This is a genomic window from Desulfovibrio sp. GTC20076 (assembly GCF_055385905.1).
Map to the genome: position 1 here is coordinate 645,241 of NZ_AP039366.1, position 26,721 is coordinate 671,961.

The 26,721-nt window shown below is 55.0% G+C and carries 21 protein-coding genes; 13 read left to right on the plus strand and 8 right to left on the minus strand.

Features of this window, described 5'->3' with window-relative positions; genetic code table 11:
- Nucleotides 1-64: 64 nt before the first annotated feature.
- The 3 genes from ACZ495_RS02805 (at nt 65) to ACZ495_RS02815 (ending at nt 3,045) form a co-directional block, all read left to right on the plus strand.
- Nucleotides 65-1,069: a TRAP transporter substrate-binding protein gene (locus tag ACZ495_RS02805; RefSeq protein ID WP_012625151.1), complete on the plus strand. Its 1,005-nt coding sequence runs from the start codon at nt 65-67 to the stop codon at nt 1,067-1,069.
- A 257-nt stretch (nt 1,070-1,326) separates the two neighbouring features.
- Nucleotides 1,327-1,746 (plus strand): TRAP transporter small permease, encoded by a 420-nt coding sequence (locus ACZ495_RS02810; RefSeq protein WP_296985518.1) that lies wholly within the window; start codon nt 1,327-1,329, stop codon nt 1,744-1,746.
- Nucleotides 1,747-1,755: 9 nt separating this feature from the next.
- Nucleotides 1,756-3,045, plus strand: coding sequence for a TRAP transporter large permease (locus ACZ495_RS02815; RefSeq protein WP_012625149.1), 1,290 nt, complete (start codon nt 1,756-1,758; stop codon nt 3,043-3,045).
- A 188-nt stretch (nt 3,046-3,233) separates the two neighbouring features.
- On the opposite strand, the gene ACZ495_RS02820 is transcribed toward ACZ495_RS02815, so the two are convergent.
- Nucleotides 3,234-4,013 (minus strand): HAD-IIA family hydrolase, encoded by a 780-nt coding sequence (locus tag ACZ495_RS02820; RefSeq protein ID WP_464262566.1) that lies wholly within the window; start codon nt 4,011-4,013, stop codon nt 3,234-3,236.
- Nucleotides 4,014-4,262: 249 nt separating this feature from the next.
- Between ACZ495_RS02820 and glpA the strand changes: the two genes are divergently transcribed.
- Genes glpA through ACZ495_RS02835 form a run of 3 tightly spaced genes read left to right on the plus strand, consistent with a single transcriptional unit; the run spans nt 4,263 to nt 8,366 of the window.
- Nucleotides 4,263-5,870, plus strand: a complete 1,608-nt coding sequence (glpA, locus tag ACZ495_RS02825; RefSeq protein ID WP_072311777.1) for an anaerobic glycerol-3-phosphate dehydrogenase subunit GlpA — start codon at nt 4,263-4,265, stop codon at nt 5,868-5,870.
- A complete protein-coding gene (gene glpB, locus ACZ495_RS02830) occupies nt 5,854-7,140 on the plus strand; it encodes an anaerobic glycerol-3-phosphate dehydrogenase subunit GlpB (protein ID WP_072311776.1) in 1,287 nt (428 codons plus the stop codon). The genes glpA and glpB overlap by 17 nt, the downstream gene beginning before the upstream one ends.
- A complete protein-coding gene (locus tag ACZ495_RS02835; RefSeq protein ID WP_012625145.1) occupies nt 7,137-8,366 on the plus strand; it encodes an anaerobic glycerol-3-phosphate dehydrogenase subunit C in 1,230 nt (409 codons plus the stop codon). The genes glpB and ACZ495_RS02835 overlap by 4 nt, the downstream gene beginning before the upstream one ends.
- A 463-nt stretch (nt 8,367-8,829) precedes the next feature.
- Here the strand turns inward: ACZ495_RS02835 and ACZ495_RS02840 are convergent, their stop codons facing one another.
- Together ACZ495_RS02840 and ACZ495_RS02845 are read right to left on the minus strand one after the other, a co-directional pair.
- Nucleotides 8,830-10,254 carry a sodium:proton antiporter gene (locus ACZ495_RS02840; protein ID WP_012625144.1) on the minus strand — a complete coding sequence of 475 codons (1,425 nt, stop codon included), beginning with the start codon at nt 10,252-10,254 and terminating at the stop codon, nt 8,830-8,832.
- Nucleotides 10,255-10,472: 218 nt separating this feature from the next.
- Nucleotides 10,473-10,919, minus strand: coding sequence for a universal stress protein (locus ACZ495_RS02845; protein ID WP_407844253.1), 447 nt, complete (start codon nt 10,917-10,919; stop codon nt 10,473-10,475).
- Between the two features lie 927 nt (nt 10,920-11,846).
- On the opposite strand from ACZ495_RS02845, the gene ACZ495_RS02850 reads away from it, so the two are divergent.
- The 6 genes from ACZ495_RS02850 to ACZ495_RS02875 all read left to right on the plus strand — a co-directional run bounded on the left by ACZ495_RS02850 (nt 11,847) and on the right by ACZ495_RS02875 (nt 19,630).
- Nucleotides 11,847-13,919, plus strand: a complete 2,073-nt coding sequence (locus ACZ495_RS02850; protein ID WP_464262567.1) for a TonB-dependent receptor — start codon at nt 11,847-11,849, stop codon at nt 13,917-13,919.
- Between the two features lie 380 nt (nt 13,920-14,299).
- On the plus strand, nt 14,300-15,337 hold the full coding sequence (locus ACZ495_RS02855; protein WP_012625141.1) for a TroA family protein: 1,038 nt from the start codon (nt 14,300-14,302) through the stop codon (nt 15,335-15,337).
- Nucleotides 15,324-16,331 carry a FecCD family ABC transporter permease gene (locus tag ACZ495_RS02860; RefSeq protein ID WP_012625140.1) on the plus strand — a complete coding sequence of 336 codons (1,008 nt, stop codon included), beginning with the start codon at nt 15,324-15,326 and terminating at the stop codon, nt 16,329-16,331. The genes ACZ495_RS02855 and ACZ495_RS02860 overlap by 14 nt, the downstream gene beginning before the upstream one ends.
- Entirely contained in the window at nt 16,328-17,086 is a 759-nt protein-coding gene (locus ACZ495_RS02865) for an ABC transporter ATP-binding protein (RefSeq protein WP_394027338.1), read from the plus strand. The genes ACZ495_RS02860 and ACZ495_RS02865 overlap by 4 nt, the downstream gene beginning before the upstream one ends.
- Nucleotides 17,053-18,033: an energy transducer TonB gene (locus ACZ495_RS02870; protein WP_464262568.1), complete on the plus strand. Its 981-nt coding sequence runs from the start codon at nt 17,053-17,055 to the stop codon at nt 18,031-18,033. Before ACZ495_RS02865 ends, ACZ495_RS02870 begins: the two co-directional genes overlap by 34 nt.
- 10 nt (nt 18,034-18,043) lie before the next feature.
- Nucleotides 18,044-19,630, plus strand: coding sequence for a bifunctional metallophosphatase/5'-nucleotidase (locus ACZ495_RS02875; RefSeq protein ID WP_464262569.1), 1,587 nt, complete (start codon nt 18,044-18,046; stop codon nt 19,628-19,630).
- 229 nt (nt 19,631-19,859) lie between these two features.
- On the opposite strand, the gene ACZ495_RS02880 is transcribed toward ACZ495_RS02875, so the two are convergent.
- The 5 genes from ACZ495_RS02880 to ACZ495_RS02900 all read right to left on the minus strand — a co-directional run bounded on the left by ACZ495_RS02880 (nt 19,860) and on the right by ACZ495_RS02900 (nt 24,432).
- On the minus strand, nt 19,860-20,687 hold the full coding sequence (locus tag ACZ495_RS02880) for a class I SAM-dependent DNA methyltransferase (protein WP_083577997.1): 828 nt from the start codon (nt 20,685-20,687) through the stop codon (nt 19,860-19,862).
- On the minus strand, nt 20,678-21,451 hold the full coding sequence (locus tag ACZ495_RS02885) for a DUF364 domain-containing protein (protein ID WP_072312546.1): 774 nt from the start codon (nt 21,449-21,451) through the stop codon (nt 20,678-20,680). Before ACZ495_RS02885 ends, ACZ495_RS02880 begins: the two co-directional genes overlap by 10 nt.
- Nucleotides 21,444-22,013 carry an FmdE family protein gene (locus tag ACZ495_RS02890; protein WP_012625134.1) on the minus strand — a complete coding sequence of 190 codons (570 nt, stop codon included), beginning with the start codon at nt 22,011-22,013 and terminating at the stop codon, nt 21,444-21,446. Before ACZ495_RS02890 ends, ACZ495_RS02885 begins: the two co-directional genes overlap by 8 nt.
- A gap of 497 nt (nt 22,014-22,510) precedes the next feature.
- Nucleotides 22,511-23,848, minus strand: a complete 1,338-nt coding sequence (locus tag ACZ495_RS02895; RefSeq protein ID WP_464262570.1) for a dicarboxylate/amino acid:cation symporter — start codon at nt 23,846-23,848, stop codon at nt 22,511-22,513.
- A gap of 164 nt (nt 23,849-24,012) precedes the next feature.
- Nucleotides 24,013-24,432: a hypothetical protein gene (locus ACZ495_RS02900; protein ID WP_012625132.1), complete on the minus strand. Its 420-nt coding sequence runs from the start codon at nt 24,430-24,432 to the stop codon at nt 24,013-24,015.
- A gap of 874 nt (nt 24,433-25,306) precedes the next feature.
- On the opposite strand from ACZ495_RS02900, the gene hydG reads away from it, so the two are divergent.
- Nucleotides 25,307-26,710, plus strand: a complete 1,404-nt coding sequence (gene hydG, locus ACZ495_RS02905) for a [FeFe] hydrogenase H-cluster radical SAM maturase HydG (protein ID WP_012625131.1) — start codon at nt 25,307-25,309, stop codon at nt 26,708-26,710.
- The last annotated feature ends 11 nt before the right edge of the window (nt 26,711-26,721 follow it).

Consider the following 26,721-nt stretch of genomic DNA (forward strand, 5'->3'; position numbering starts at 1 on the left):
CGTGCGTTCACTGGTGGGCGGTTCTGCCGTTCACGCTGAACATAAAAAATTTGGAGGATTTGTAATGAAACGTCTTGTTGCGCTTTTTGTCGCCGTGGGTCTGATCTGTGGGCTTGCTCTCAGCACGGCTCCCACTGCGGGGGCGGCTACTGTCATCAAAATGGCCGGTATGAAGCCGGAAGGCGAACCGGAAACCATAGGCATGCACCTGTTTGGCAAGTATCTGAAAGAACTTTCCAACGGCAAATATGAAGTGCAGGTTTTCCCCAACAGCCAGCTTGGCAAGGAAGACGCCTACATTGCCGCGACCCGCAAGGGCATTATTCAGATGTGCGCCACCGGCACCCAGACCTCGGCTCTGCATCCGGCCATGGCCATGCTTGAAACCCCCATGCTGTTCGACAATCTTGACCATGCCCGCCGCGCCATGGAAGGCAAGACGTTTGATCTGATCAATGAGGGTTTTACCGAAAAGTCCGGCCTGCGTACCCTTAACGCCTTTCCTTTGGGCTTCCGCCACTTCTATTCCAAAAAGCCCATCAAGGACGTGAAGGATCTTGAAGGCATGCGCATGCGTGTACCCAATATTCCCCTGTACACCAACTTTGCCAAGGAATGCGGCATCAGCGGGCAGCCCATGCCCTTCGCCGAAGTCCCCGGCGCCCTTGACCAGGGTGTGATTGACGGCGGCGACAGCCCCCTTGCGGACATCGTCAGCCTCAAGATGTACGAAATCACTCCCGAGATCAGCCTTTCCGGCCATATCCTGGTCATCCATTCCCTCTACATCAACGACAAATTCTTCAAGTCCCTGCCTGAACAGGACCAGAAGTGGATTGAAGAGGCCGCCAAACGTTCCGCCGATGACGTGTGGGCTATGGTTGCGGACGGCGATGAAAAGGCCAAGGCCACCATTCTTGCCAACAAGGGCAATATTCATGAGCCGAGCAAGGAACTTCATGAGCATCTGGTGAATGCCGGCAAGCGCAGCTGGAAGCTTTTTTACGACACTGTACCCAATGCCCAGGCTATTCTTGATAGCGCCGACAGCTATCGTGAATCCAAATAAGACACAGTATGTTGCTACAAAGGGCCGGAAAGCATTTTCCGGTCCTTTGTAGCAAGCAAGCCAGACAGGCCGTGCCGCATGACAGGCGGCTCGTGCCGTTTTCGCAGAGGTTGCAGATGCAAAACGAAAATTCAAAAGAATATCCCCCGGACCACGCTCCCGGAGTATACACCTTACATGAACCGGACCTGAATCCGCCCAAAGAGACAAAAGCTCAGCTGCTTTTTGAAATTTTTTGTGCAGCGATTTTTTTGGGTATGATCGGCCTGGTTTTTTATAACGCTTTTCTGCGTTACGTTTTTTCGTCCAGCTATCCTCCCAGTGAGGAATGGGCGCGCTTTCTTTTCATTTACATCACGTTTTTCGGCGCCATCGAAGCTTTTTACCGCAACAAACACATTGCTGTGGACATGTTTGTGGTGCTGCTCAAGGGCGCATCGCGCAAGTATGTTGATATTACAGCATCACTTTGCAGCATTTTTGCCCTGGGGCTGCTGCTGTACGGCGGCATCGTCAACGTGTTGCAGACCATGGATACCTATTCCGTGGCCACGGATGTCAATATGGCCTTTATCAACGGCACCTTGCCCATCATGGCCTTTTGCGCCCTGATCTTCCAGCTGCGCTCCCTGGCGGTGCTCATACGCCGTCCGGCAGATACCTTCCATAAGGGATAGGAGAGAAAAATGGAGCTGTTTATTTTTCTGGGAACTCTCTTTTTCTTTCTTGCTCTTGGCATTCCTATCGCTCTGGTTCTGGTGCTCTGCGCCATAGTGCTCATGTGGCACTCCGGCATGTGGGACGCCATGATCATCCCAGGCAGCATGCTGGACGGGGCCAACAACTATCCCCTCATGGCCATTCCCTTTTTTGTGTTCGCCGGCGAAATCATGTCCGCGGGCGGCCTTTCAAAAAGGGTGGTGCAGCTGGCCCAGCTCATGATCGGCCGGGTTCGCGGCGGGCTTGGCTATGCGGCCATTATCGCGAGTATTCTTTTTGCAGGTCTTATGGGCAGCTCTGTTGGCGAAGCCGCGGCTTTGGGCGGGCTGCTGCTGCCCATGATGAAACAGGTGGGTTACCATCCGGGCCGCGCCGGGGCTGTTATTGCCTCGGGCGCCATTCTTGGTCCCATCATTCCGCCGAGCACCAACTTCATTCTGCTTGGCGCCACCATCAGCGGCCTTTCCATTACCAAGCTGTTCATGATCGGCCTTGTGCCCGGCATCATGATCGGTCTGGCACTCATGGTCGTGTGGTTCTTTGTGGTACGCATCGACGGCTACAACGAAACCATCACCTTTACCAGGGCCGAAGCCATAAAGATTCTCTTTGATGCAACCCCGGCCTTCATGATGCCGGTGCTGCTGCTGGGCGGTATCCGTTTCGGGATCTTCACCCCCACTGAGGGCGGCGCCTTTGCGGCCATCTACGCCATCGCGGTGTGCATGCTCTATTACCGCGAGCTTTCATTTCGTGATCTTTTGCGTGTGAGCGCCCGCGCCGCGCACACGACTTCTGTGGTCATGCTGGTTGTTGCCGCAGCCACTGCGGTGGGCTGGTTTATCACCATTGCGCAGATACCCAATCAGATGACAGCGTTGTTTACGCCCCTGATTGACAATCCCATTATGCTGCTGCTGGCGATCAACCTTTTCCTCTTCCTTATCGGCATGGTCATGGACCTGACGCCCAATATCCTGATCTTTGCGCCGGTGTTTTACCCGTTGATCCAGCAGGCGGGCATTGACCCGTATTACTTCGGGCTGCTTTTTGTGCTCAACCTCGGTATCGGCGTCATTACTCCGCCGGTGGGCACTGTGCTTTACGTTGTTTGCGGCATCGGCAATATCAAAATCACGCAACTGGTTGTCAAACTGGTTCCCTTCATTTTGATAGAAGTCGTTATGCTGCTCCTGCTGCTTTTCTTCCCCTCCCTGTCGCTTACGCCCCTCAACTGGCTCATGGGCGGCAACTAGGGCATTTCGGACTGAAAAGTTCTGGTCACTACAGAAAAGCCGCTCCGTAAGGAGCGGCTTTTTCATGGCGCATCCAATCCCGGCCATGGCCGGAAAAGTGTTTTACAGCCGAAAGCAGAGTAAAAATTGCTGCCGCTTATGGGGAAAAGACCGGGTGAGACCGACAGGGCAAAAGAAGGTGGCGACAGTCAGCGCCAGAAAGACTCCGCGTACCCCAGGTCTTCCACCACCAGGGTGGGCTGAATGATTTCTTTTTCAAGGTCAGCCTGCACAGCCTCGCCGCTCAGCACCAGAATGAAGTCAATACCGGCATTTTCGGCCAGTTTTTTATCTGTGCTGAGGCGGTCGCCCACCATGACCATTTCATCTTTCGTGTAATGCCCCAGAAGCGGAGCCAGCACAGTGGGGTCCGGCTTGCCGAAAATGTGCTGCGGGCTGCGCCTGGTGGCGGTCTGGTACAGGCTGATGAAACTGCCCACATCAGGCAGAGGGCCTTCGGGGGAGGGGCATACAAGGTCGGGATGCGTTGCCAGAAAGAGTACCCTGTCATCCTGAAGCAAGAGGGCCGACCGGGCCAGTTTTTCGTAGGTCAGTTCGGTATCGTAGGCCAGGATGACCGCCTGCGCGCCATCTTCCGTCAGTTGCAGTTCGGGCATACGGCTTTGCAGGTCGCGTTGAAAATCGCTGTTTCCCACAGGGTAGGCCCGGTGGATACCGTTGACCCGCAGAAAATCTACCAGCGGACTTACCGGCGAGAGCATGCGTTCAATACTGGCGGGTATGCCCATGCCCTGGAGTTTTTCCACATAGCTTGCCGGAGACTTGGACGTATTATTGCTGAGAAAATAAAAATCCAGGCTATGCCAGTGCCGCTGTATAAAATTTACGGCCCCCTCAATGGGGATATGCCCAAGGTATACGGTTCCGTCCATATCCAGAATCACACAGCGTTTCTTTGACCAGTTCATGACATTCCTTTTTTGTGTATCGCGTGTCACGTTTTTCATTCCGTTCTTTCTTGAAAAAATGAAGAGCAGGCAGGATGGATTCAACTTTTTAATAAGATTCGCAAGCTTGACGCAAGACAGCAAAAAGCTCAACATGACAGGCAGAAAGAACAGATGTCATCCTGCCCTGCAAGGCCGGCCCGAACAGGAGCGGCCCGCCTATCCTATCCGGACATGGTTGCATAAGCTACATATATATCAGGAGACTGCATGCTGGAAACAACCGTTGTAGTCATTGGAGGCGGCGCGACCGGTATTGGTGCGCTGCGAGACCTGTGCATGCGGGGAATTCCCGCCATTCTGCTTGAGCAGGGGGGCATCGCCCACGGCACCAGCTCACGCTTTCATGGTCTGCTGCACAGCGGAGCGCGCTATGTCGTCAATGACAATGAATCCGCTCGGGAATGTATTGAGGAAAATATGATCGTGCGTCGTATCGGCAGACAATGCGTTGAGGAAACCGAAGGGTTCTTCGCGCTTACGCCGCAGGACGACCCCGCATATGTTGAAAAATTTGTGGCTGGCTGTCGCGAGGCAGGCATTGACGCGCAAGAAATTGAAGTTGCCGAGGCCTTGCGGCTGGAGCCGAATCTTTCGCCTGAGGTCCGCCGGGTTTTTCGTGTGCCCGATTCCTGTGTAGACGGTTTTCGCCTGGTGCTGCATAACGCCATGTCGGCCCGGCGCCATGGCGGGCGCATGCTCACCTATCATGAGGCCACCGCCATAACGCTGCGCAATGGCCGTGTATGCGGTGTCACAGCCGTTGATCGCCATACCGGGGCAACAGTTGAAATCGCCTGTCAGTGCGTCATCAATGCGGCCGGCTCGTGGGCCGGGCGCATCGCGGGCATGGCGGGCCTTGATGTGGCGCTTTCGCCCGACAGGGGAACGCTGGTGGTTTTCAACCACCGTTTTACCTCCAGAGTCATCAACCGTCTGCATCCCAGTGGCGACGGGGATATTTTTGTGCCGCATGGTTCCATTACCATTCTCGGCACCACATCCGCGTCCACCGACAGACCGGACGACACCACGCCTACAACTGAAGAGGTGCTGCGTCTGCTTGATATCGGCGAACCGCTTTTTCCCCAGGTGCGCCAGTACCGCATTCTGCGTGCCTTTGCCGGCACACGCCCGTTGTATACCCCGGGCGGAGCGGCAGGGCGCAAGGCCAGCCGTAATTTTCATATTGTGGATCATGCGGATGAGGGCCTTGAGGGCATGGTCAGTATTTTCGGTGGCAAACTTACCACCTACCGTCTTATGGCTGAGCGGGTTGTTGACAGGGTTTGCGCCAAGCTGGGGCATAGTGCTGTCTGCCGCACGGCTACAGAAGCCCTTGTGCCGGACGCGGACGAAGCTACGCTCAAACGGGCGGCCCGCTTTTTTCCCATGCAGGGCCTGAATCTCATGGCCGACCGGCTTGGTGATGACCTTCCGTCAGTGCTGGAACTGGCCGAGCAGCAGGCGGGCAATCCGCTGATCTGCGAATGCGAAATGGTGAGCCTGGCTGAAATTGAATATGTGGCGCGCCAGCCTGCCACATTTTCTCTTACTGACATACGCTTGCGTACGCGCCTTGGCATGGGAACCTGCCAGGGAGCGTTTTGTTCCCTGCGCACGGTCGGTGCGCTTGCCGAGCACGGCGTGCAGCTTGAGCTGACGCCCACGGACAATGTCCGGCGTTTTCTTCAGGAGCGGTGGGGCGGGCTGCGCTTTGCCCTATGGGGCATGCAGGCCCGTGAAATGGAACTGAGCCGTGCCATTTACGCTACTACCCTCAACCTGGATGGAGCCGCTCATGAGCAGGATCGTTGACGTACTTGTGGCCGGTTCCGGCATGGCCGGGCTTGTGGCCGCCCTTACTGCCGCGAGCCAGGGTAAAAAGGTCCGCATGCTCACCACGGGCATGGGATCTCTCGCCATAAGCGGCGGCAATGTTGATGTTCTGGCTTATGCTGACGGCAGGTATGTGTCCGACCCCTGGGCGGGGATGGCGCTTTTGCCTGCCGAACATCCGTACCGGCTTATGGGCGCGGAATGTGTACGCGAAGCCATAGCGTTTTTCCTGCGCCAGATGGAAGCCCGCCAGTGGCCCATGCAGGCCGCATCCACACCGTCGGGGCAGGCCTGCAATGTGCAGATGCCCACTATTATGGGAACGCTCAAGCCGACCCACCTTTTGCCGGCAGGGGTGAACATCAAGGCCCTCAACGAGGCGCGGCGTATCCTCGTGGTCAGCGTGGAAGGACTGCGCGACTGCCGCCCGGCGCTTGTCATAAGCCAGTTGCAGCGTTACAGGGCCTGGGCCGACAGGGAATTCGCCCAGTTGACCGTGTCTTCACCTCTGGGCGAAACGCATCGTAGTGCCACGGCTCTTGATCTTGCGCGCCTGATGGATAAGCCGCAAAGCCGTCAATGGCTGCTTGAGGCCCTGAAATCCCACGCAGGTTCCTGTGACCTTGTTCTTTTGCCGCCCGTCTGCGGGAGCAAGGCCCGGCCGGATACCTGGCAGGCCGTTGAAGCCGCTGCGGAATGTCCTGTTGTGGAAATGCTGTCCATTCCTCCGGGAGTGGGGGGGCTGAGGCTGCGCGATGCGCTTTTGCGGGCCTTACGGGAATATGATTTTGAACTTTTTGAAAATGCCAGGGTGCTTCACGCTGAAACTGCCGGTAAAAAATGCATGGCGCTTGTGGCTGAGGCCTCCGGCCAGGAGCGCCGCCACGAGGCCCGCACGTTTGTGCTTGCTACGGGCGGTATTCTGGGGGGCGGACTTGACCTGGCTCCCGGTTCCGCGCGTGAAAGCATCATGGGGCTGGATATTGCCGTGCCGGATGATGTGGAGCTGTGGTCGGAAGCCGAGCTTTTCGGCAAGCATCTGTTTGCCCGCATGGGGGTGCGTGTGGACAGCACCATGCGCCCGGTAAGTTCCCAGGCCGCGGTTTGCTGGAATAACGTTTTTTTTGCGGGGCGCAGCCTGGGCGGCTACGATTACGCAACGGAAAAGAGCGGTCACGGCGTTGCCGTCGCCACCGGCTGGCAGGCCGGACGTATGGCCGCGGCGGCAGCCTCGGAGGAAAGTATATGAGCACGCGCATAAATCCCGATCACTGCATCGCCTGCACCACCTGCGTTGTGCATTGTCCCGTGGCTGACGCTACTTCAAAGTTTCTTGGTCCCCGCATGATCGGGCCAGCCTATGAGCGCTTCCGTCTGCTGGGGCTGAATGAAGACCCGTCTCTGCACTATTGTTCCAACTGCAAAAATTGCGATATCACCTGCCCGCACGGCGTACCTGTCTCCAGCCTGAACATGATGGCGCGGGCCGACCAGTGCAAAAAAATGCCTCCCGGCCTGCGTGACTGGATTCTGGGGCATGGCGAACTGATGGCGAAGTGGCTGCACCTTATCCCGGCGGTGCTTAAAAACTTTGGCATGCTCAATCCGGTGACGCGACAGGTGCTGCACAGGCTCGGCATTCACAAGCGCGCTCCCTTGCCCGCTTTTGCAGGCCGTAATTTCCGCACATTGGCGCGCCGGGTGAAACAGCCGGAAACCGGGCGTAATGTGGTTTTTTATCCCGGCTGTTATGTGGATGTGTATGATCCGCAAACCGGGCTGGACATGATCTGGGCCATGAACCGGGCAGGCTACAAGGTTATAGTGCCGCAAGATATCGTATGCTGCGGCCTGCCTATGGTTGCCAACGGCTTTTGGCAGCACGCCAGAAGCAATGCCGAGCACAACCTGCGTGCTCTGGCGCAGTGGCGTGATCAGGGCCTGCCGGTGGTTACGGGCTGCCCCAGTTGCGCCCTCATGTTCCGTGTGGACCTGCCCGAATACTTTCCTGATCTGGATGCAAAGTATGGCGCATGCCGCCTGGACGATGCGCAGGATTTTTTGCTGGCTTGCGCCGATTCCGGAGATCTGGACACGTCTCCGGGCAAATCCCTGCAAGACCAGCCGGATATGAGAATCATCTATCATGCCCCCTGTCATTTACGGGCTCAGGGCAACGGCCTGCCCAGCCTTGAGCTTTTGCGGCGGTTGCCCGGAGTCAGCGTCAGTGATGCGCATGCCGGCTGCTGCGGCATTTCCGGCAGCTATGGCTTTAAAACTGAAAAATATGACATTGCTCAAGAGGTGGGGGCCGAGCTTTTTGCTGCGGTCAGGGAAAGCGGCGCGGATATTTCCGCTTCAGAATGCGGAACCTGCCGTGTGCAGATCAGGCATGGCAGCGGTAAAGACTGCCTGCACCCTGTGAGCATCCTGCGGAGCAGGCTGGAAGCCGGGGGCAAAAGCAAAAAAGAATAAAACAAGAGGGCGGGTTTCCGCCCTTTCTTGTGAATAAGCCTCTACTATAAAAGAGATCCTAAAAGACCATTGCTTGCCGCAACTGCAAACGGATGGTGTCTGCATAGTACAGTCGTGCCGGAATAAACGCAGGGCGGTTTCAGGGAGACTGCTCTCGGGGCGTCCAGGCTATACACTCCGCCAGTGCGAGTAGTCTGGCCTGGCGGGGAGAATACAGCCGCCGAAATATTCAGGCAGGCAGAACCATGTCGGGCGGAAAAAAATTTGGGGCGCTTGGATTTTTTGTCTGCCGCCTGGCTGCGGGCAGAAACCGGAAAGTGCCGGGTAGGGTCCGGTCGGAAAGGAACAGAGTAAAAAATCAGGGCGGGGAACGCATCGTTCCCCGCCCTGATTTGTCATTCTTTATGTTCCGGTTGCGGCTTGCCAGAGGCAAGCGCGACCGGGTGCAGGTGCACGGTGTTTTTTAGAAAAACAGCCAGGTCAGCAAGAAGAACAGGGGAATCAGTATACCCGCCGACCACGCCATGTAGCCGAAAAAGCTGGGCATGCGCACACCTTGGTTTTCGGCGATAGCCCGGACCATAAAGTTGGGCGCGTTGCCGATGTAGGTGTTGGCCCCCATAAAGACTGCGCCTGCTGAAATGGCAGCCAGCGTCGCCGGAATGTCATACATAAGGTGCGCGGCATCGCCGCCGGCGGTATTAAAGAACACCACGTAGGTGGGCGCATTGTCCAGAAAGCTCGACAGCAGACCCGTAAGCCAGAAGTACATGGCGTTGTTCGGCTGTCCGTCGCTGGACACAAGCTGGATAAGTCCTGAAAGTGCACCGTCTGTTCCGGCCTTCAGAATGGCGATGGCCGGAATCATGCTGATAAAGATGCCAAGGAAAATCTTGGCCACCTCTGCAATGGGTGCCCAGGAAAAATCGTTAAGCTTGCGGCAGGTCTGGTCGGTGAAGCGCAGGGAAAGCCCGGCAATGCACAGCAGCAGCACGTCGCGCAGCAGGTTCTGTCCCTCAATGGGTACTCCGTACAGCTCCACCAGAACTCCCATGGGCCAAAGACCAGAAGCCAGCACCGCCAGCACCACGCCCAACAGGAAGAGCAGGTTGATTTTACCGTCAAGGCCCAGTTTTTCCGTGGAATTTTTGTCGTCAGAAGGCGGAACCGGCTTGCCTTCCTTGGCGTAAAGCCAGGAATCAAGAGCCACATAGATAAGCAGCAGGATAACCGAGAGCAGCAGGGTTTTAAAGAACAGGTTGGTTGTGGTCCAGAAGAAGCTCACACCCTTCAGAAAACCCAGAAACAACGGGGGATCGCCCAGCGGGGTAAGGGAGCCGCCAATGTTGGCTACAAGAAAGATGAAAAAGACCACGCTGTGGGTTTTATGCCGGCGATGGGCATTGGCCCGCAAAAGCGGACGGATGAGCAGCATGGCAGCGCCGGTGGTTCCCATCCAGCTGGCAAGCACGGTTCCCACAGCCAGCAGACCTGTGTTTACCAGTGGGGTGCCGGTGAGCGAACCTTTCAGGCGCACACCTCCTGCCACGGTAAAGAGAGCAAAAAGTAAAATGATAAAGGGTACATAGTCCAGCAGTATGATATGCAAAAGTTCATACAGGGCTACGGAAAAGCCAAATGTGAGCGCACAGGGAACAAGAAAGGCCAAAGCCCAGAATATGGATATCTTGCCGAAATTATGTTCCCAGAAATGTGGCGCGAAAAGGGGCATCACAGCGATGGAAAGCAGCATGCACGCAAAAGGCGCTGCCCAGTAGACGGATAGTTCTGCGCCGGGAACCGTGGGGTGCCCCTGAGCGGCAAAAACTGTCGCGGGAAGAAGAAGCAGTACGGAAAGCGCGGCAAAGGAGGTTAAGTGTCTCAGCATAATTACTCCAGAAGTCTAAGAATGCGTCATGCCTTATGCTGCCATACAGCCTGGTTGCCCAAAACGTATGGGCTTCAGCCTGCCGGATATGCAAATATCCGTAAGCAACAGTCAAAAACAGTTTATCCCTTTCACTACCCTGCCGGAACGCGGGGCTGCCCTGGCAGCAGGTATGTGCCGAAAGCCGGGTTTCCGGCGGGCTGCCCCGGCCAGCCGCGTTACCGTGCAGAATGATTTTTGTTAACGAGCAGTACCGGAATGGAAGCATGGCGCAGCACATGGTGGCTCACACTGCCCAGGACGATGCTCTTTATTTCGCTGACCCCGCGTGTACCCATGATTATCATGGTGCAGTCAAGTTCCTTGGCTGCATCCACAATGGCTTCTGCAGTTTCGCCATACCGGATGTAGGTCTTTATGTCGCAATCCACTTCACCCAGTTCGGCGCGGATGCTTTCAAAAAGGGCTTCGGCATCTTTCTCGTGTTCCTGCTTGAGCTTTTCGCGCTGTTCTCCCCCGATCAGACTGGGAATCGGCGCAATGCAGTGCAGAAGATGGAGTGTTTCCCTGCCGGGAATGGCTGCCGTCAACTGGGCAGCAACACGGCAGGCGGCCTTTGCATCTTCAGAGCCGTCAACCGGAATAAGTATATCAGAATAGTTCATATTCTCTCCATTATGATGTTGCTGTTTTCGGACCAGTGCCGGATTGAGGCTGCCGTTTGCCGCCAGGCAGCGCTTGCCTGCGTTCTTTCTTAAAGATTGCTGTAACGCGGCGTTTACAGCCGGAACAGCCTGCGGCCCATACAGGCAAAAACAGCGGGCGCGCTTTTTTTTGCGGCAACGGGAAGCCCCGGGGCAGGCCGCCTGAAAAACACGGCGCGGTTATTGTCATGCTACTCTCATGAGCCGCGTTGGGCATTTCGTTGTGTTATATCAAACAACGTACTTGAGGCAAGGAATTGTCAACAAATCATTTTTTTTTAGTGACATTATTCCCGTGCGTTGTGGAAGGCAGGATTGTTTTGAAATTCTATGTGTTCTGGCCGCATATCCTCTGATAGTAAAAGTTGCTTTTCGTGTTTCAGGCTCATGATGCTCCTTGAAGCCTCGCCGTTGGGCCTGTATTCCAGCAAAAACAGGATGGCCGCAGGGACACAGATGCCGCCAGTGACCGCCAAGCAACCACCCCGGGCAGCATGTGTGCAGACGGGTAAACCGTGGCCTATTGCTTGTTTGCGGCAAACTGTCTGGAATCGGCTCTACCCATTGATCCATCAGATCGAATGCGTACGTTCTGAATGCGTATTACAGATAGTAGTGACATATTTTTTTTATATGTCATGTGAAAATAATAGTGTGCAAAATTTCTAAGTCATTAGATATATATTAACTAGATATAGTTTGTTCGAAAAAATTATTTTTCATTCACGATTTAAAAAATACCGCTACCGAGTTGCACCTTAAAATCATCATATGTACTCAAATGAAATTAAAATTCCATTTGACCGCGAATGTCCCGTGTGGAGCGACTGTCCTTTGCCTGGATACGGACAGGTTTTTCTTTCTGTTATTTCAATAACTGGAGGGCATATGAGTTGTAGGCGCGTGTTATTCCTGCTCGCGATACTGCTGTTGCAGGCAGGTGGCGCATGGGCGCAGGAAGAGGGGGCCACGGAAGTTTTGTTGACGCCGCTTGAGATGACAGAGCCAAAGAATACTATCGACCACATCACCCAGACAGATATGGAAAGAAAAACGGCCCTCAATCTGTGGGAAGCGCTCAGAGGAGTACAGGGCGTATACTTGCAGACTTCTGCCGGCCGTAATGAAGGAACCATAAGCATTCGCGGTTCAAATCGTTATCAGGTGGGTATGTATGTTGACGATATACCTGTCGCCACTGCGTATCGTAATGAGTGGGACTACAATAACACCCTTACCTATGGTCTTGAGTCGGTAGATGTATCCAAGGGCTACAGTTCGCCTTTGCTTGCAAGTAATAACAACCTGGCCGGTGTGGTGAACCTGCGTACCGCCAAGCCCAGAAAAGAATTTGAATTTTCCGCAAAATATATGAACTTTTTTGATCGCAGGATGCATGATCAGGGCAGGATGGTTGCCGCCAGCATAGGCACGAGACAAGACCTCTATTATCTTAAAGGCACCTTTGTTTATGACAAGCAGGATTTTTTCACTCTGCCGGAAGGATTTGACGCCGCGCCGCAGCAGGGTACGGGACGCCGGAAAAATTCCGACCACAAGAACATGAGTGCCAACATCATCGGCGGTTGGACCCCCACCGATGATGTGGACATTATGGTAGGCTACATGCGGCAAAGCTTTAAAAAGGGCCAGCCCTTCGATGCAGCCCAGTACCGCGCCGACGCAAGCGGCAAGCAGACACACCCCTTTCAGCGCTCGTGGTACTGGCCGGAGTATGAAACCAGTCGCCTTTATACCAACGCCAACTTTAACCTGAGCAAACAGGCCCACCTCAAGGCCGTGGTGTATTACGACTGGCATCAGGACAAATCCGAGAGCTATACCGACATCAACATGACCAAAAGGGATTACCCTGATAAAAAATACGACCAGTATACAGTGGGCGGACAATTAACCTTTGACTATACTTTCAATACGGCCAACAAGCTGGCGCTTTCTGTCGGCTACCGCATTCTTTCCCATAAAGAATACAATGATTATGCAGTGTTTGATGATAGCGGCCTGCCCAAGAACAAAAAAAAGAAAAAGGCCGACATCGGCGATGAGCTTGATGAGCATATCACAGAGGGCTACTGGGACTTTGGCGCGGAATATACGCTCAAACCCGTTGAGCGCCTGACTCTTGTTTTTGGCACAAGCCTTAGCACTATGACTCCCATGACGCTTGAAAGCCGGGACCATACCACCGGGGGCATGCATTCCTACAAAAATGGTCTGGACGACACCAAAACCCTGTTCAACTACCAGGTAGGCGCGTTTTATGACCTTACAGAACGGCATGAAATTTTTGCCACTTTTGCGAAAAAATCCCGTTTCGCCACCATGCGCGAAAGGTATTACAGAAACGGCGATACTCCCGCCAACCCGGACCTGAACCCCGAGCACGCCTACCATTATGAGCTTGGCTACAAGGGCCTTATCGGCGACTGGCTCAAGCTTAACACCAGCGTATACTACAGTGACGTCAATGATATGATTACGTCCAAGGGGCCAAAAGGGGCCATGTATTTTGAAAACCTCAACAGGGCCACATTTTACGGTTTTGAAGCCGGAGCAGAGGCCGTTATTAACCAGTATCTGAGTGCGGGCGGCGTGTTCAACTATATGCGTTGGGATAACTGCACAAATGACGAAAAGCTCACCCAACTTCCTGAAATGACGAGCACTCTTTATGCGGTTGTTTCTCCTGTGGAAGGGCTTTCCGTTATCCCCCAGGTCAATATAAGCAGCGGCTTTTACTGGAGCACCTCAGCGGATGACGGGCCGTACAGAAAGTCTCCCAATTTCGCCACCGTGGACATCAAGGCCGTGTATGACATCACCAAAAACTTTTCGGTGGAAGCGGGCGTGAGAAACCTTTTTGACCAGGAATATGCATACAGTGCGTATTATCCTGAACAGGGGCGAAACTTCTTTGTGGGCGTGAGCGCCAATTTTTAGAGCAGGTGACCTTTGGGCAGGTATCTTTCAAAGGTTACGACACGCCCGTTATGGCGCGTAAGCGCAGATAAACTGCGCTTACGCCTACACGGCGAACGTCTCTTCGGGTGTTGTCTTCTGTAGGCCTGACCGACGGAGAGCCTCTGTTGCTTCAGCCGTTGCCTCCGAGTGTGACGGCTGAAGCCTCTCTCCATTACTGCTTGTCGGCATCCTGCTTCCTGGCTGGCTTTGCCACGCAGGCAGAAACGGAATGACTGTCTGGCGCAGCCGTTGAAGGGGATTCGCAATATATCCGCCCATACTGCACGGCGGGATACTCCGGCCGGGCACTGCCGCTGGCCCGGCCATTTTCCGGGCGGCACGCCGAAAGGATGGTGCATATGCATATGAGATGTATTGCCATAGGGCTGCTTGTGCTGCTTGCCATGCCGTGTTGCGCTGACGCGGCGACCGATCTGGCCGCACCTTCCGGAAACGGAAGACACGCAGAGGGCGCACGCAGCATCTATTGCGCCACCCCGCCTTCCACATTCACTCTGTACGCCTTCGCGCCGGAGCTGCTGGCGGGCTGGAATACGCCTCTCCGGGATTATGAGAAAAAATTTATCCCTGCCCGCTACCATAATCTGCCGGTTCTGGGCGGCTGGTACGGGCAGGGGTTTATCCCCGACAGGGAAATGCTGTTGGCCAGCGGCATCAAAAAAGCCTTTTACCTTTCTATGGGCGCTCACGACCACCTGCCTATCGAGCAGACCCTGACCAGCCTGGGCATGCAGGTGACGAGCGTACCCGGCGCAAGACTGGCGGACATGGCCCCCTGTTTTCTGGCTATGGGCCGGGCGTATGGCCTTGAAGAGCGTGGAGCGGCTTTGGCCGCCTATGCATTGGAGGCACTTGAAAAAGTATCTCGCGCCATGAAGGATTTGCCCCGGGAAAAATGGACAAGGATTTACGTAGCCCTTGAGGCTGACGGCCTGGCCTCCATCTGTCGTCAGTCCAGGCGGGCAGAGGTGTTTGCCGCCGCCGGGGCCGTAAGCGTGCATGACTGCCCGCCTGGAGCGGAAGAAGCTTTTTTGCGCGTAACCTTTGAGCAGTTGATGGCTTATGATCCGGAAGCCATACTGGTTTTTCATCCGGCACTCATGCGGCGTATTCCCACAGACGCCAAGTGGGCGGCCCTGTCTGCTGTGCGCGATGGCAGGGTGTATTTTATTCCGCGCGGCCCGTTCAGCTGGCTGGAGCGTCCCGCCACCTATATGCGTCTGCTGGGCGTGCAGTGGCTTGCAAACAGGCTGCATCCAGATCGTTATCCGGTGGACATCAAGGCAGAGAGCAGGCACTTTATGAAACTTTTTTTCAACCTGGACCTTGATAACGCCCAGGTGAACGATCTTTTTGAGCCGTATGGCACATTCTAGAAAAACCCTGCTCGTGCTTGCCCTGCTTTTGCTGGCGGCAATTGTGTTTGCCCTGCCCATGGGCCGCTATCCGCTGCCCCTGGGTGATCTTTGCCGCAGTCTGCTGGATGCCTGGGCGGGGCGGCCTCTGGATGACGAGCAGCGCAGGCACCTTTTTCTGTTTTTTGACCTGCGTCTGCCGCGTATCGGTTCAGCCCTGCTGGTGGGGGCCTGCCTGTCCGCTTCGGGTACGGTATACCAGAACATGTTTCAGAATCCTCTTGTGTCGCCGGGCATACTGGGTGTGCAGCACGGAGCTGCATTTGGCGCGGCCATAGGTATTGTGTTTTTTTCTTCCTGGCCGCTGACACAGGCTTTTTCCTTCGCGGGCGGCACGCTGGGCGTGGGGCTGTCTCTCTTTTTTGCATGGCTCTACCCCAGGGCGCGTTTTTTGGCGCTTGTGGTGGGCGGCCTTGTAAGCAGTTCATTTTTTGTGGCTCTGACTTCTCTTGTGCAGTATGTGGCCGACCCCAACCGCCAGCTGCCGGAGCTTGTGTACTGGCTTATGGGGACGCTGTCCCGCACGGAGCCGCATCAACTGGCCTGGAGCGCACCTCTCATGCTGGCCGGCCTGGTCTATATCTGCCTCAACGGCAAAGCGGTAAACGCTCTTGCTATGGGGGACGATGAGGCCCGTACACTGGGAGTACAGAGCACGGGCATGAAATTGCGCCTTATCGGGGCCGCAACACTTGTCTGCTCGCTTACGGTGGTGCTTGCAGGGGTCATCAACTGGGTCGGGCTGGTCATTCCGCATGTCATGCGTTTCATAGTCGGGCCGGACAACAGGGTGGGGCTTACAGCATCAGCCATGGGCGGCGCGCTTTTTGTGCTGCTTACAGACACGCTCATACGTTCTGTCTGGACAGTGGAACTTCCATTGGGCATTGCCACATCACTCATCAGCATGCCGCTTTTTGCCTTCAGCCTGTGGTACGACTGGAAACGGCGATGATAGAAGTACGCAATCTTACCGTCAGTTATCACCGTGCCCCGCCGGTGCTGAAAAATATTTCCTTGCGTGTAGGCAGAGGGGAGGTGGTCAATGTGCTTGGTCCCAACGGTTGCGGCAAAACAACGCTGCTCCGGGCACTTCTTGGGCTTTTGCCTGCACCGCCCGGCAGCATTGTGCTGGACGGCTGCCCTCTGGAAAAAATCAGGCGACGTAATCTGGCCCGCAGTCTTGCCTATGTACCGCAGCAGCATACCGGAGTTTTCGGTTTTCAGGTGCTGGATGTGGTGCTTATGGGCCGCACGGTGCGCAGCCCCTGGCTGCGCTTTTCTGCAAGGGATCGAGAATGGGCTATGGATGCGCTGGAAAAGGTGCGCCTGGCCCATCTGGCGGACAGGTCATATCTGGAGCTTTCCGGCGGGCAGCGCCAGATGGTACTGATTGCGCGCGCGCTGGCGCAAGACTGCGCGGCGCTTGTGATGGATGAGCCTGTTACGGGGCTGGACTATGGCAATCAGTTTCATTTACTTGATCTTATCGGTGAACTGGCCTGTTCCGGGCCGGCCATACTGCTTACCACGCACCATCCGGAGCAGGCCGTTTATCTTGGCGGGCGGGCAGTACTTCTGAAAAACGGCATACTGGTGGCGGATGGTCCTGTGGCTTCGGTCATTACCGAGGAGCAGGTGCGGAAACTTTATGAACTGCCGCCCAAGGCTGAAGTATGGATGCGCCTGACCGGGACGAGCACAGCATGAAGAGTTGCGGCGTTGCAGAAAAATCCCTCAGTATGGCCAGGACTGAACAGGTCTGCGTGAAAACGGTATTTCCCGGCAACGTGGTATTTTTTCTGATTTCTTTGGCTCTGCATACTGCTGCGCTCGCTGCCTTGTGGTTTCTGGCCGTTCCTGCAGCGGGCATAGGGCAAGGCGAGGGTGCGGGGGGATATATTACGGTCAGCCTGCTGCCCGGACCACCAGGCGATTCCGGCAGTGGGGAATCTTCTGCCTCATCGCCGGATGCTGCTGACGGCGCATCCGCATCTGCACCGGCTACAGCCGACAGGGCCGTTGAACCTTCCGCTGCTCCTCCCGCCACGGATACCGTCCATGCCGCGGATATTGATCCGAAAAGGCCTGCTGCCGCCCCGGCAGAGCCGGTGCCCCCTGTTCCTGCTGCCATTCCCGTGCGCAAGATAAAAGACGAACAGAAAGCCAAAGCCAAAAACCGAAAGGCCGAGAGAACTGTCGTGGAAAAGGCCGCTCCCGAACATGCACGGCGCACCCTTGATGACAGGAGGCAAAAGAGCGGAAGAGCCTCGGCCGCGGGCCGTGAACAAGCAGGTACGGCTGGGGGACGCGGCGGTCAGGGCGGAGAAAAAGGCGGCGCAGGCGGAAAAAGCAGCGCTGCCGCGGCTGGAAGCTCCGCCGGATATCTGAAGGGAAATTACGAATATATCAAAAAACGCGTCAGGCAGTATCTGGTGTACAACCCGCAGGCCAAGCGTATGGGCATTCAGGGTATGGTGACTGTAGCATTTACCATTCAGCAGGACGGCAGGGTCAGGGATGTTGCGGTCAGTAAAAGCAGCGGCCATTCCCTGCTGGACGAATCCGCCCTTGAGGCGGTGCGCAGCGCAGCGCCTTTTGCAGCGCCACCGGAACCGGCGCGAGTGATCATGCCCGTGCAGTTCAGCCTGAGGTAGTGAGGTGATCATGTTTTTTGCAAGACCCCTGTTTTTTCTTTTTCTGCTGTTTTGTACTGCGGTTCCGGCCCTGGCGGACATAAAAATATTTATCACCAATGATGTTCATGGCCACGTAGCTGACAATCCGGAAAAAAAGCGCATCGGCTACGCGCGGCTCAAGGCATTGGCCGATGATGCGCGGGCCGAAGGGCATACCGTCTTTATTCTGGATGCAGGAGATGCCTTCAGCGGCAGCGCCTATGCGCAGAAAGACAAGGGCCGCTCAGTGGCAAAGCTTATGGGACAGGTGGGCTACCGCGTACTTACGCCGGGAAATCACGCCTTTGACTATGCCGCATCCGAAGGCCCCCTGCACTACAGCAATGAACTGCTGCGCCTCGTGCGCGAAAACAGCCCGGGCAAGGTTGATGCCGTGGCCGAAAACCTCACATACAAGGGGGCGAATACGCCGGGCATGCTCACAGAGCCTGTGGTCATCCATGACGAAACATCAGAAAATGAACACGGATTGCGCGTTATTGTCACTGGCGTCATCACGCCATATGCGGTGAAACCCGGCATGCGTCATGTGCTTGAAGATTATGATTTTGACCTTAAACCTACGGCAGAAGACACCAAAAAAGCCATTCTGGAGCGGCTGAAGCATTCGCTTGCGCCCTATGACCGGGCGGAAGATATTGTCATCGTGCTGAGCCACCTTGGGCATGCGGGACCACAGGGCGATAGGGACGGCCGCATTACAGGGCCTGATGTGGCCGCTGTACCGCACGTGGATTTTGTGGCAGACGGGCACAGTCATCAGGCCGTGGCCCCGAGCCGCCAATACGGGGCAATATATGCCAACGGCGGGCGTTATCTGGAGCACGTCATGGAGATCACCCTTGACGGCAAGGGGGGTGACATGGCGCTGAAGTCATATGATGATGTGGCGGACGTCGTGCCGGACAGGGGCATGGCGGAGCGTATACGCCAGCTTGATGCGGCCTGGGGCTTTGCAGAAGTGCTTTTTACTTCTCCCGATGACAGTGTTTTCAGTGACCGGCGATTGAGGAAGGACAGCACACCTTTGGGTCGCCTTATTTGCGAGGGCATGGCAAAGGCCACCGGTTCTGCCGTTGCCCTGCATAATCCCGGCGGCATACGCGCGGGATTGCCCGGCGGACCTGTACGCCTGCGCGACCTGCACGATGTTTTGCCTTTTGGCGACACCCTGGTTACAGCCGATATGACAGGCAGGCAAATTGCCGGAATACTCATGCGCGGCGCAGGGCATGGCGGGCGTGGCTTGCCGCAGTTTTACGGGCTCACTGCCAGGGCCTGGCGGGATGGAGAGGGCACTCTGCATGTGGCCGGCTTTCGTCTCGCAGACGGAGAGCCATTGCAGCCGGACAGGACGTACCGTGTGGCTCTTAACGGTTTTATGGCCAGAAATATGGATCTGCCCACGAAAAAAGACCACGGAACGTTGGTGGATGTTTTGGAAAAACAGCTAAAAAAAGGTGTTGACGCCGAAGCCTTGCGGTCAGGCCAGAATCTGTATGTTTTTGCTGACAGAGCTGCGGCGGAGGCGGCCTGGCAGGCCGGAATCCGCTGACGACGGTCTTCAGGCACGGGGGAGAACAACTTAATATTTACAACGTCTTATATCTGGTCCGTCTGGTGACGGATGGCAGACGCCCTGTCAGGGGCTGCCGCCGGGCTGCCCGCCTCAGGTCAGGAATGGCCCTAACAGGCTGAAACAAAAATAAAGGTTTTCAGGCCCGGGGCGGGATCGTTTTAAAAAAGGGTCCATCCCCCACAAGATATTTCAACGGTAACTTATTTTAAACGGCCCAGAACATGATGGCTACTTTTGTCTGCACACTTTCATGCACGCGGCCGTCACGGCTGATTTTCACCAGTGTGCGGGTCAGGTTTTCTTTTTGTTGCGGGCTAAGTGGCCCCATACTTTCAAAGTAACGCAGATACATCAGTTCCGCCTCTTCAAGGCTGCTGTCGCTTTCCCATGCCCGGTCCATATATTCCACTTCGGGGTAATGGCCCATAAGCCAAAGAAGGTTGAAGGCACAATAAAAACTGCGGCTTATACGTTCTTTATGCGCATCCCAGTCAACGAGCGTCTTCAGGTGGTCACGAACCGAGTGGCGGGTATCAACCTGGCTTATCATGCAGCAATAGCCGCAGGAGGCGGCGATCATTTTTTCCAGAGCTGCCCGGTCGTTGACTGCCGGGGTTCTGGAGGCAAGAACCAGCTGAAATTTTTTTCTCCAGCCCTGGTCGTCCAGATCCGCATGGCTCCAGTCCAGCACCTGAAAATGCGCGTTGGCGCAACCGTCCCGCGCAGCGTTTTCTTTGGCGAGTTCTACCATTTTAGGGGCTATGTCGAAGCCCTCCACGCTTCCCGCCAGCGAGGCCAGTTCCAGAGCGTGGCTGCCGGGACCGCAGCCGATATCAAGTACGGCCCCCGACGGATCAAGCTGCGCCTTGCGGGCGATATGCCCCACAAGGAGGCGCCGGTGTTCGCGTGAAGCTTCGCGCCGGACGTGATCGTTGAACGAGGGCGCGCGTTTGTTCCAAAAATCTGCCATGCCGGTTCGTTCCGGCTGGTAGTCAACCCAAAGGTTTTCAAAGGTACGCATCGTTACAGGCATGATTCGGCCACCATATTTACCTTTTGGCCGCCCCGGGAAAAGATGGCTTCGCAATCGTCATCTTTGAGGGCGGCGGCTACTCCGGCAGCATCAACCACAACCAGGCCCGAAAGGGAGCTTAGCCCGTGGGAGAAGAGCAGGGGATTCATTGGAGTACTCGGGCCGACCAGGCAAACCCTGGCTTTCGGGGTCAATTCCAGCAGCCTGGTGATGGTTTTGTTGATAAAGGTGGTGCCGGTAATAAAAACAAGGTCTTGGTGCGGCAAAATATATTCCGCTGCCGTATCCGGAAAGTCTCCCGGGCGGGGCTGGCGCTCAAGGATCGAAAGCTCACAGCGCTGCTGCAGCTGCGCAAGGCCGGGAAAATGCCCGATCACGGCCACTTTTTTACCGTTTGCCTCCGAAAGGAAAAAATCAAACGCATTCCCGTGGCAGCGGTCCAGCGCCGCGCGCAGCGGGCTTTGCTGTACAAGGGCCAGCGTGTTGTTGGCTGCGTTCAGGGCGGCAAGGCCGATGGAGGCGGCGTTGAAGTCCCACGACTTTACCTGCTCTGCCACCCGGCGCAAAGGCTGGCCCACGATATCATAGCGCGACTGGCAGGAATCGGCCATGCCCTGAGCAAGGGGAAAATGTTGCGCCAGGCCTATGCCGCCGCTATCTGACTCCAGCATGAGCCAATGTTTGCCGTAGGTAAATGCCTTGACCAGAGCAGTGTCGGGCACGGAGTCAAGCAATGCGTCATACAGAAACCAGCGGTCAGTCATGGCGGACCTCAAGGGGGCGATAGTAGGCGCCGTGAGCACAGGCGCGGCAGTAAGCCCTGCCGTTCTGCACAATTTCCTTACAGTCCAGTACGTCTTCGCCACAGGCAGCACAGGAGCATACGCGAACAGGCGGGCCGGGCTGTTCGCCCTCCGGCAGGTCTATATGTACCTCTTGCCATGAAAAAATATCATCGTCAGTGTATTTTTCCCAAAAGGCAATCTGCTCCTGTTTGGGGGCATGGTGGGGCGGGCGGTCGGAGGTGGTTACACAAACCCTGACAGCTCTGCCGCTTTTAAGGTCCAGAAAAGACATGGCGGTTTTGCCGTAACCATAAACTTTGACCCGTCTGCGCCCCAGGGTCACGCCTGTGACCACATAGGCGGCATCAGCCACGCACCTGTCTGTTTCCAGAAAAATAACAAGATCCCGCAGGTCATGTTCGGGCTTCAGGCCAAGCAGCTGCAGGGCCATAAGGGCCATACGGATGCCCAAAACCTGCCCGCTGCAAATATGACCGTGATACTTTTCAGCCTTTTCAAGAAATGGTGTGATGTTTGTCATGGTCTTACTATAGTGGTTATGTATGGTGTTTTTTGAAAATGTATCCGCTGTTATGGATTGTGTCAATGTACTGTTGCAATATGCAATGCATTGTCTGTGCTGCTATGCGATTATTGTTAATGTAATATTTTTTTGGATTTCAATAGTCACGTTTTTACATTAATCGATACTATAGTGTTCTCGGCAGTGGCATCTTGCTGCCGCCCTGTGCTCGCAGGGCAGGTATCAGGCTTCTGGCAAGGGTGCGGCAGCAGGCAAGGCTGTCAGCCCGCGCCGGAAAATCCTGCTTTTCCCAAAAAGGCCTCTTCCGTCTGGCGGAAGAGGCCTTTTTGGGGGGGAGCCTGGGAAAGCAGGTATGTTTTTTCGTTGCGGCGTGTCCGGCTTGGCGGCGTATGCTTACCGGGCAAAGCGGTTTCAGCCCTGCGCGCCCGGATCTGGCGAAAAGCGGCAGTGTTTGCGCCAGATCCGGGCTGCTGCCGGAGGACAGTTATGCCGCATTACGAAGTCATGCTTGTTTCGCGCACAGCTGCCGGGCTTTCGCCCATATCTTCGTCTACAATCGTCTGTGTCTGTCCGGGGACTTTGTCCAGTTCCCGGCGCAGCTGCTCCTGATCAAGTTTGCCGGTTATTTTGGCAATGGTGATGGAGGCCACGCCGTTGCCGACCAGATTGGTCAGCGCGCGCGCCTCGGACATGAAGCGGTCGATGCCGAAGATGATGGCAAGGCTTTCCGGGGGAATGCTGCTTACGGAGCTTATGGATCCGGCAAGTACGATAAAGCCGCCGCCAGTAACCGCCGCAGCACCCTTGGAGGAGATGATGAGGATGATGAGCAGTGTGAGCTGGTCGGCTGTGGTCAGAGCGGTGTTGGTGGCCTGCGCCAGAAATATGGCCGCCATGGTCAGGTATATGGCCGTTCCGTCAAGGTTGAAGGAATAGCCGGTGGGGATGACAAGATCGACCACGCTCTTTTGACAGCCCGCTTTTTCCATTTTGTAGAGCATGTTGGGCAAAACGGATTCTGAGGAAGACGTGCCGAGCACAATGAGCAGTTCCTCTTTGATATAGCGGATGAATTTGAAAATATTGAAGCCGGAATAGGTGGCCACAGCGCCGAGGACGAGAATGACGAAAAGAAGGCTGGTGAGATAGAAACAGAGGATCAGCTCACCCAGGGAGACGACAGAGCCGAGTCCCTCTTTCCCGATGGTGAAGGCCATTGCGCCGAATGCGCCCACGGGAGCGACGCGCATGATGATGTTGATCAGCTTGAAAAGCGCTTCGGAAAAACTTTTGACGAAATCAAGCACCAACTGCCCCTTTTCCCCACTGAAATTCAGGGCAAAGGCGAAAAGGATGGCTATCATCAGAACCTGGAGTATTTCGCCGCTGGTAAAGGCAGAAACAAAGGTGCTGGGGATGATATTCATCAAAAAGGCCGCGAGCGTCTGATCTTTGGCCTTGCTGGCATACTGGTCGGCGAGTCCCTTGGCGCTGGCGTCAAACGTGTTGACGTCAATATTCATGCCCACGCCCGGCTGCGCGATATTAACGACGACCATGCCTATTATAAGGGCCAGCGTAGTCATGGTCATGAAATAGACAAGAGAGAGCCCGCCGATTTTGCCGACCGCTTTAAGGTCCTGCATGCCCGCAATACCGGTAACAACAGTACAGAAGATCAGCGGGGCAATGACCATCTTGATGAGCTTGATGAAGCCGGCCCCCAGCGGCTGCATTTTTACTGCCAACTGCGGGTAAAAGTGTCCAAGCAGAATGCCGATACAGATCGCAATTAAAACATGAACATAAAGAATTTTCAGATACTTGAGCATAAGTCCACCTTTGGCTTGAGCGTGCGCAAGCGCAACCGGCTGAAAGCTGCAATGGGTTCAGGACAGGTCTTGCGGTTCCTGTGCGAAGGATGTCGCTACAGATGGCCGCCGCTAAGGGCGGCAAAACCGGAAGCTGTCTGCCACAAGTGCGTTGGTGGGTTTGCTCAGGCGGTAGGAGCGCGGACAGGTGGGGGGCTTTCCTGGAATTTACGCTTGTCCGGCAAGTGGAGGCTGTTTGCCGGGGCAGGACTTCCGGGGTTGGTGTAGGGAATGGTTTGAAGAAAATAGGAAATAAGCTGGTCAGGTTGTGAGGGGTGGTTGGCGTCATGCTTGATCCGCTCAGGCAGTATGGCGCCAAGGCGGGGATATCCACACGGAGCAGGTCCCGCCTCAGCAGGCAGGCCGTGTTCGTTCTGGAGCGGGGTTTGAAGACTTTGTACCGGCAGGAAACGGTCGGCGGAATGGCGGTTGTGTTCGTGGAGCACGCCAAAGGCATGGGCATGGCCGATGCCCAGATCCTTCCCCCACTCCATATGAAGGGCTGCCATAAAAATAATCAAAAGAAAGGTAATTTTTTTAAGCATTGTGCACCCTTTCAATGATTTTTTAATGCGCCTTTTATCTTTTATAATGTTGAGCTGACAGATTGAATATTTTTTGTACGTTATACGATAAGAGCATACGTTTACGTTTTTGTGCAACTAAATTCTTTTTTTCACCGGTATGTCTTGCTAAGAAAAAATAGATTGCATCTTTATGATATATCGATAAATAAAAATTTTAATAATTTACATGTTATTTTAGTTTTTATGCCTGCAAATATTATTGATATGCCTGTTTTTATATAATTGTTGCGGTGCTATTAGCTGGTTGTACAATCAGTATATTCCCATATACATAAAAGTATGCTCTGTGATTGATTATGCCGAGATGTCATGTGTGCTGCATATGAATAAATATTTATATATCTAACTGTTTTTATTATATTTTGATCTGGATCAACTTGCGTGCAGTTTTGCACCCGATCCATGTGCAGATTGTATGACGGAGCATACTTTGTGGTTGATATGAAGTGGAACAGTAACTGGCGCAACCGTTGCGGATCGGAAAATTTGCCGCGGCCAAGCTTACGATGTGCGAAAATCACGGTTCACAAATAAATCGGGGTTTGAACGGTATGCAGAGTGTAATTTTTTGTAGCACGTAATTGACAAAAGTAACACAGAGGCGTAGGTTTTTCCCGTCGTCCCATATTGTTCAAAAGACCGCTTGTAGTGCAGCGGTTATTTGTCGCAGACATGCTGCCGTTTTTCCTGCCGTAGGGTAGGTTTTTTTACAATCATTGGTGTTACATTTTTATAAAAGATAACACTAAACTGAAGCCGATGCCTGTCCGTCACTGCTTCACTACGAAAATGTGTGCGTGAACGGGCAGCCTGGGCGCGCAAGGGGGAAGACGTGGAAAATGCCGCTGACACCAAGGCCACCTGGCTGGACGGAGAGAAGATAGAAAAAATTCTTGCGTCCTGTAGTCAGGAGAACGCCGCCAAGGTGCGTGACGTTCTCGCCAGGGGCAAAGAGCTGAAAGGCCTTTCCTTGCAGGATGTGGCTGTACTGATGGGCATTTCTTCTCCCGAGCTTACCTCAGAGCTGTATCTGGCGGCCAAGGCTGTTAAAGAGGAGATTTACGGCAACCGCATCGTGCTTTTCGCGCCATTGTATATTTCCAATCTTTGTTCCAATGAATGTCTGTATTGCGCGTTTCGCAAGTCAAACAGGGCTGTGTCACGTCGTGCCTTGAACATGGCTGAAATTGCAGAAGAAACCAGGGTGATACTGCGTCAGGGGCATAAGCGGGTGCTGATGGTGGCCGGAGAATCCTACCCCGGCAGCGGCATTGATTATGTTCTGGACGCCATTGATGCCATTTACGACGTGCGTGAGGGCGAGAGCTGCATCCGGCGGGTCAACGTGAACCTTGCGCCGCTTTCCGTGGACGATTTTCGCAGTCTTAAAGAGCACAATATCGGCACGTTCCAGCTGTTTCAGGAAACCTATCATCGGCCAACCTACAGGCAGATGCATCTCTCCGGTCCCAAGAGTGATCTGGACTGGCGCGCATCGTCCTTTGACCGCGCCATGCTGGCGGGCATTGATGATGTCGGCATGGGGCTGCTCTACGGTCTTTATGACTGGCGTTATGAAACTTTGGCTCTCATGCAGCACATTGCCCATCTTGAAGAGCGCTTTGGCGTTGGCTGCCACACCATAAGCGTTCCCCGTATAGAGCCTGCCGTTGGTTCTGACCTTGCTTCCAGCCCGCCCCACGCCGTCAGCGACAGGGATTTTCTCAAGCTGGTGGCCATTCTGCGTCTGGCTGTACCGTATACGGGTATTATCATGTCCACCCGCGAAAGCGCCGCCATACGCAGCCTGACACTGGAACTGGGCGTTTCGCAGATTTCGGCGGGCAGCCGCACCAATCCCGGCGGATATAGCGAAGAAAGCCAGTTTGAGGCCGCACAGTTTCAGCTCGGCGACCACAGAAGCCTTGCAGAAGTGGTGCAGGACCTTGGCGCACACGGCTTCATCCCCTCTTTCTGCACAGGTTGCTACCGCCTCGGGCGCACGGGCAAAGATTTTATGGATCTGGCAAAGCCGGGCCTTATCAAGGCCAAGTGCGCTCCCAATGCGCTTTCCACCTTTGAAGAGTACCTGCTTGACTATGCCACTGACGAAGCGCGTCTGGCAGGGGAGGGGGCCATTGCCGCCACCCTGAGCGGCATGGAGGAGCGTACACGGCGTGTATCGGAAAAGCTGCTGGACAAGGTCCGTTCCGGCCAGAGGGATGTGTACTGCTGATACGTCGCCGC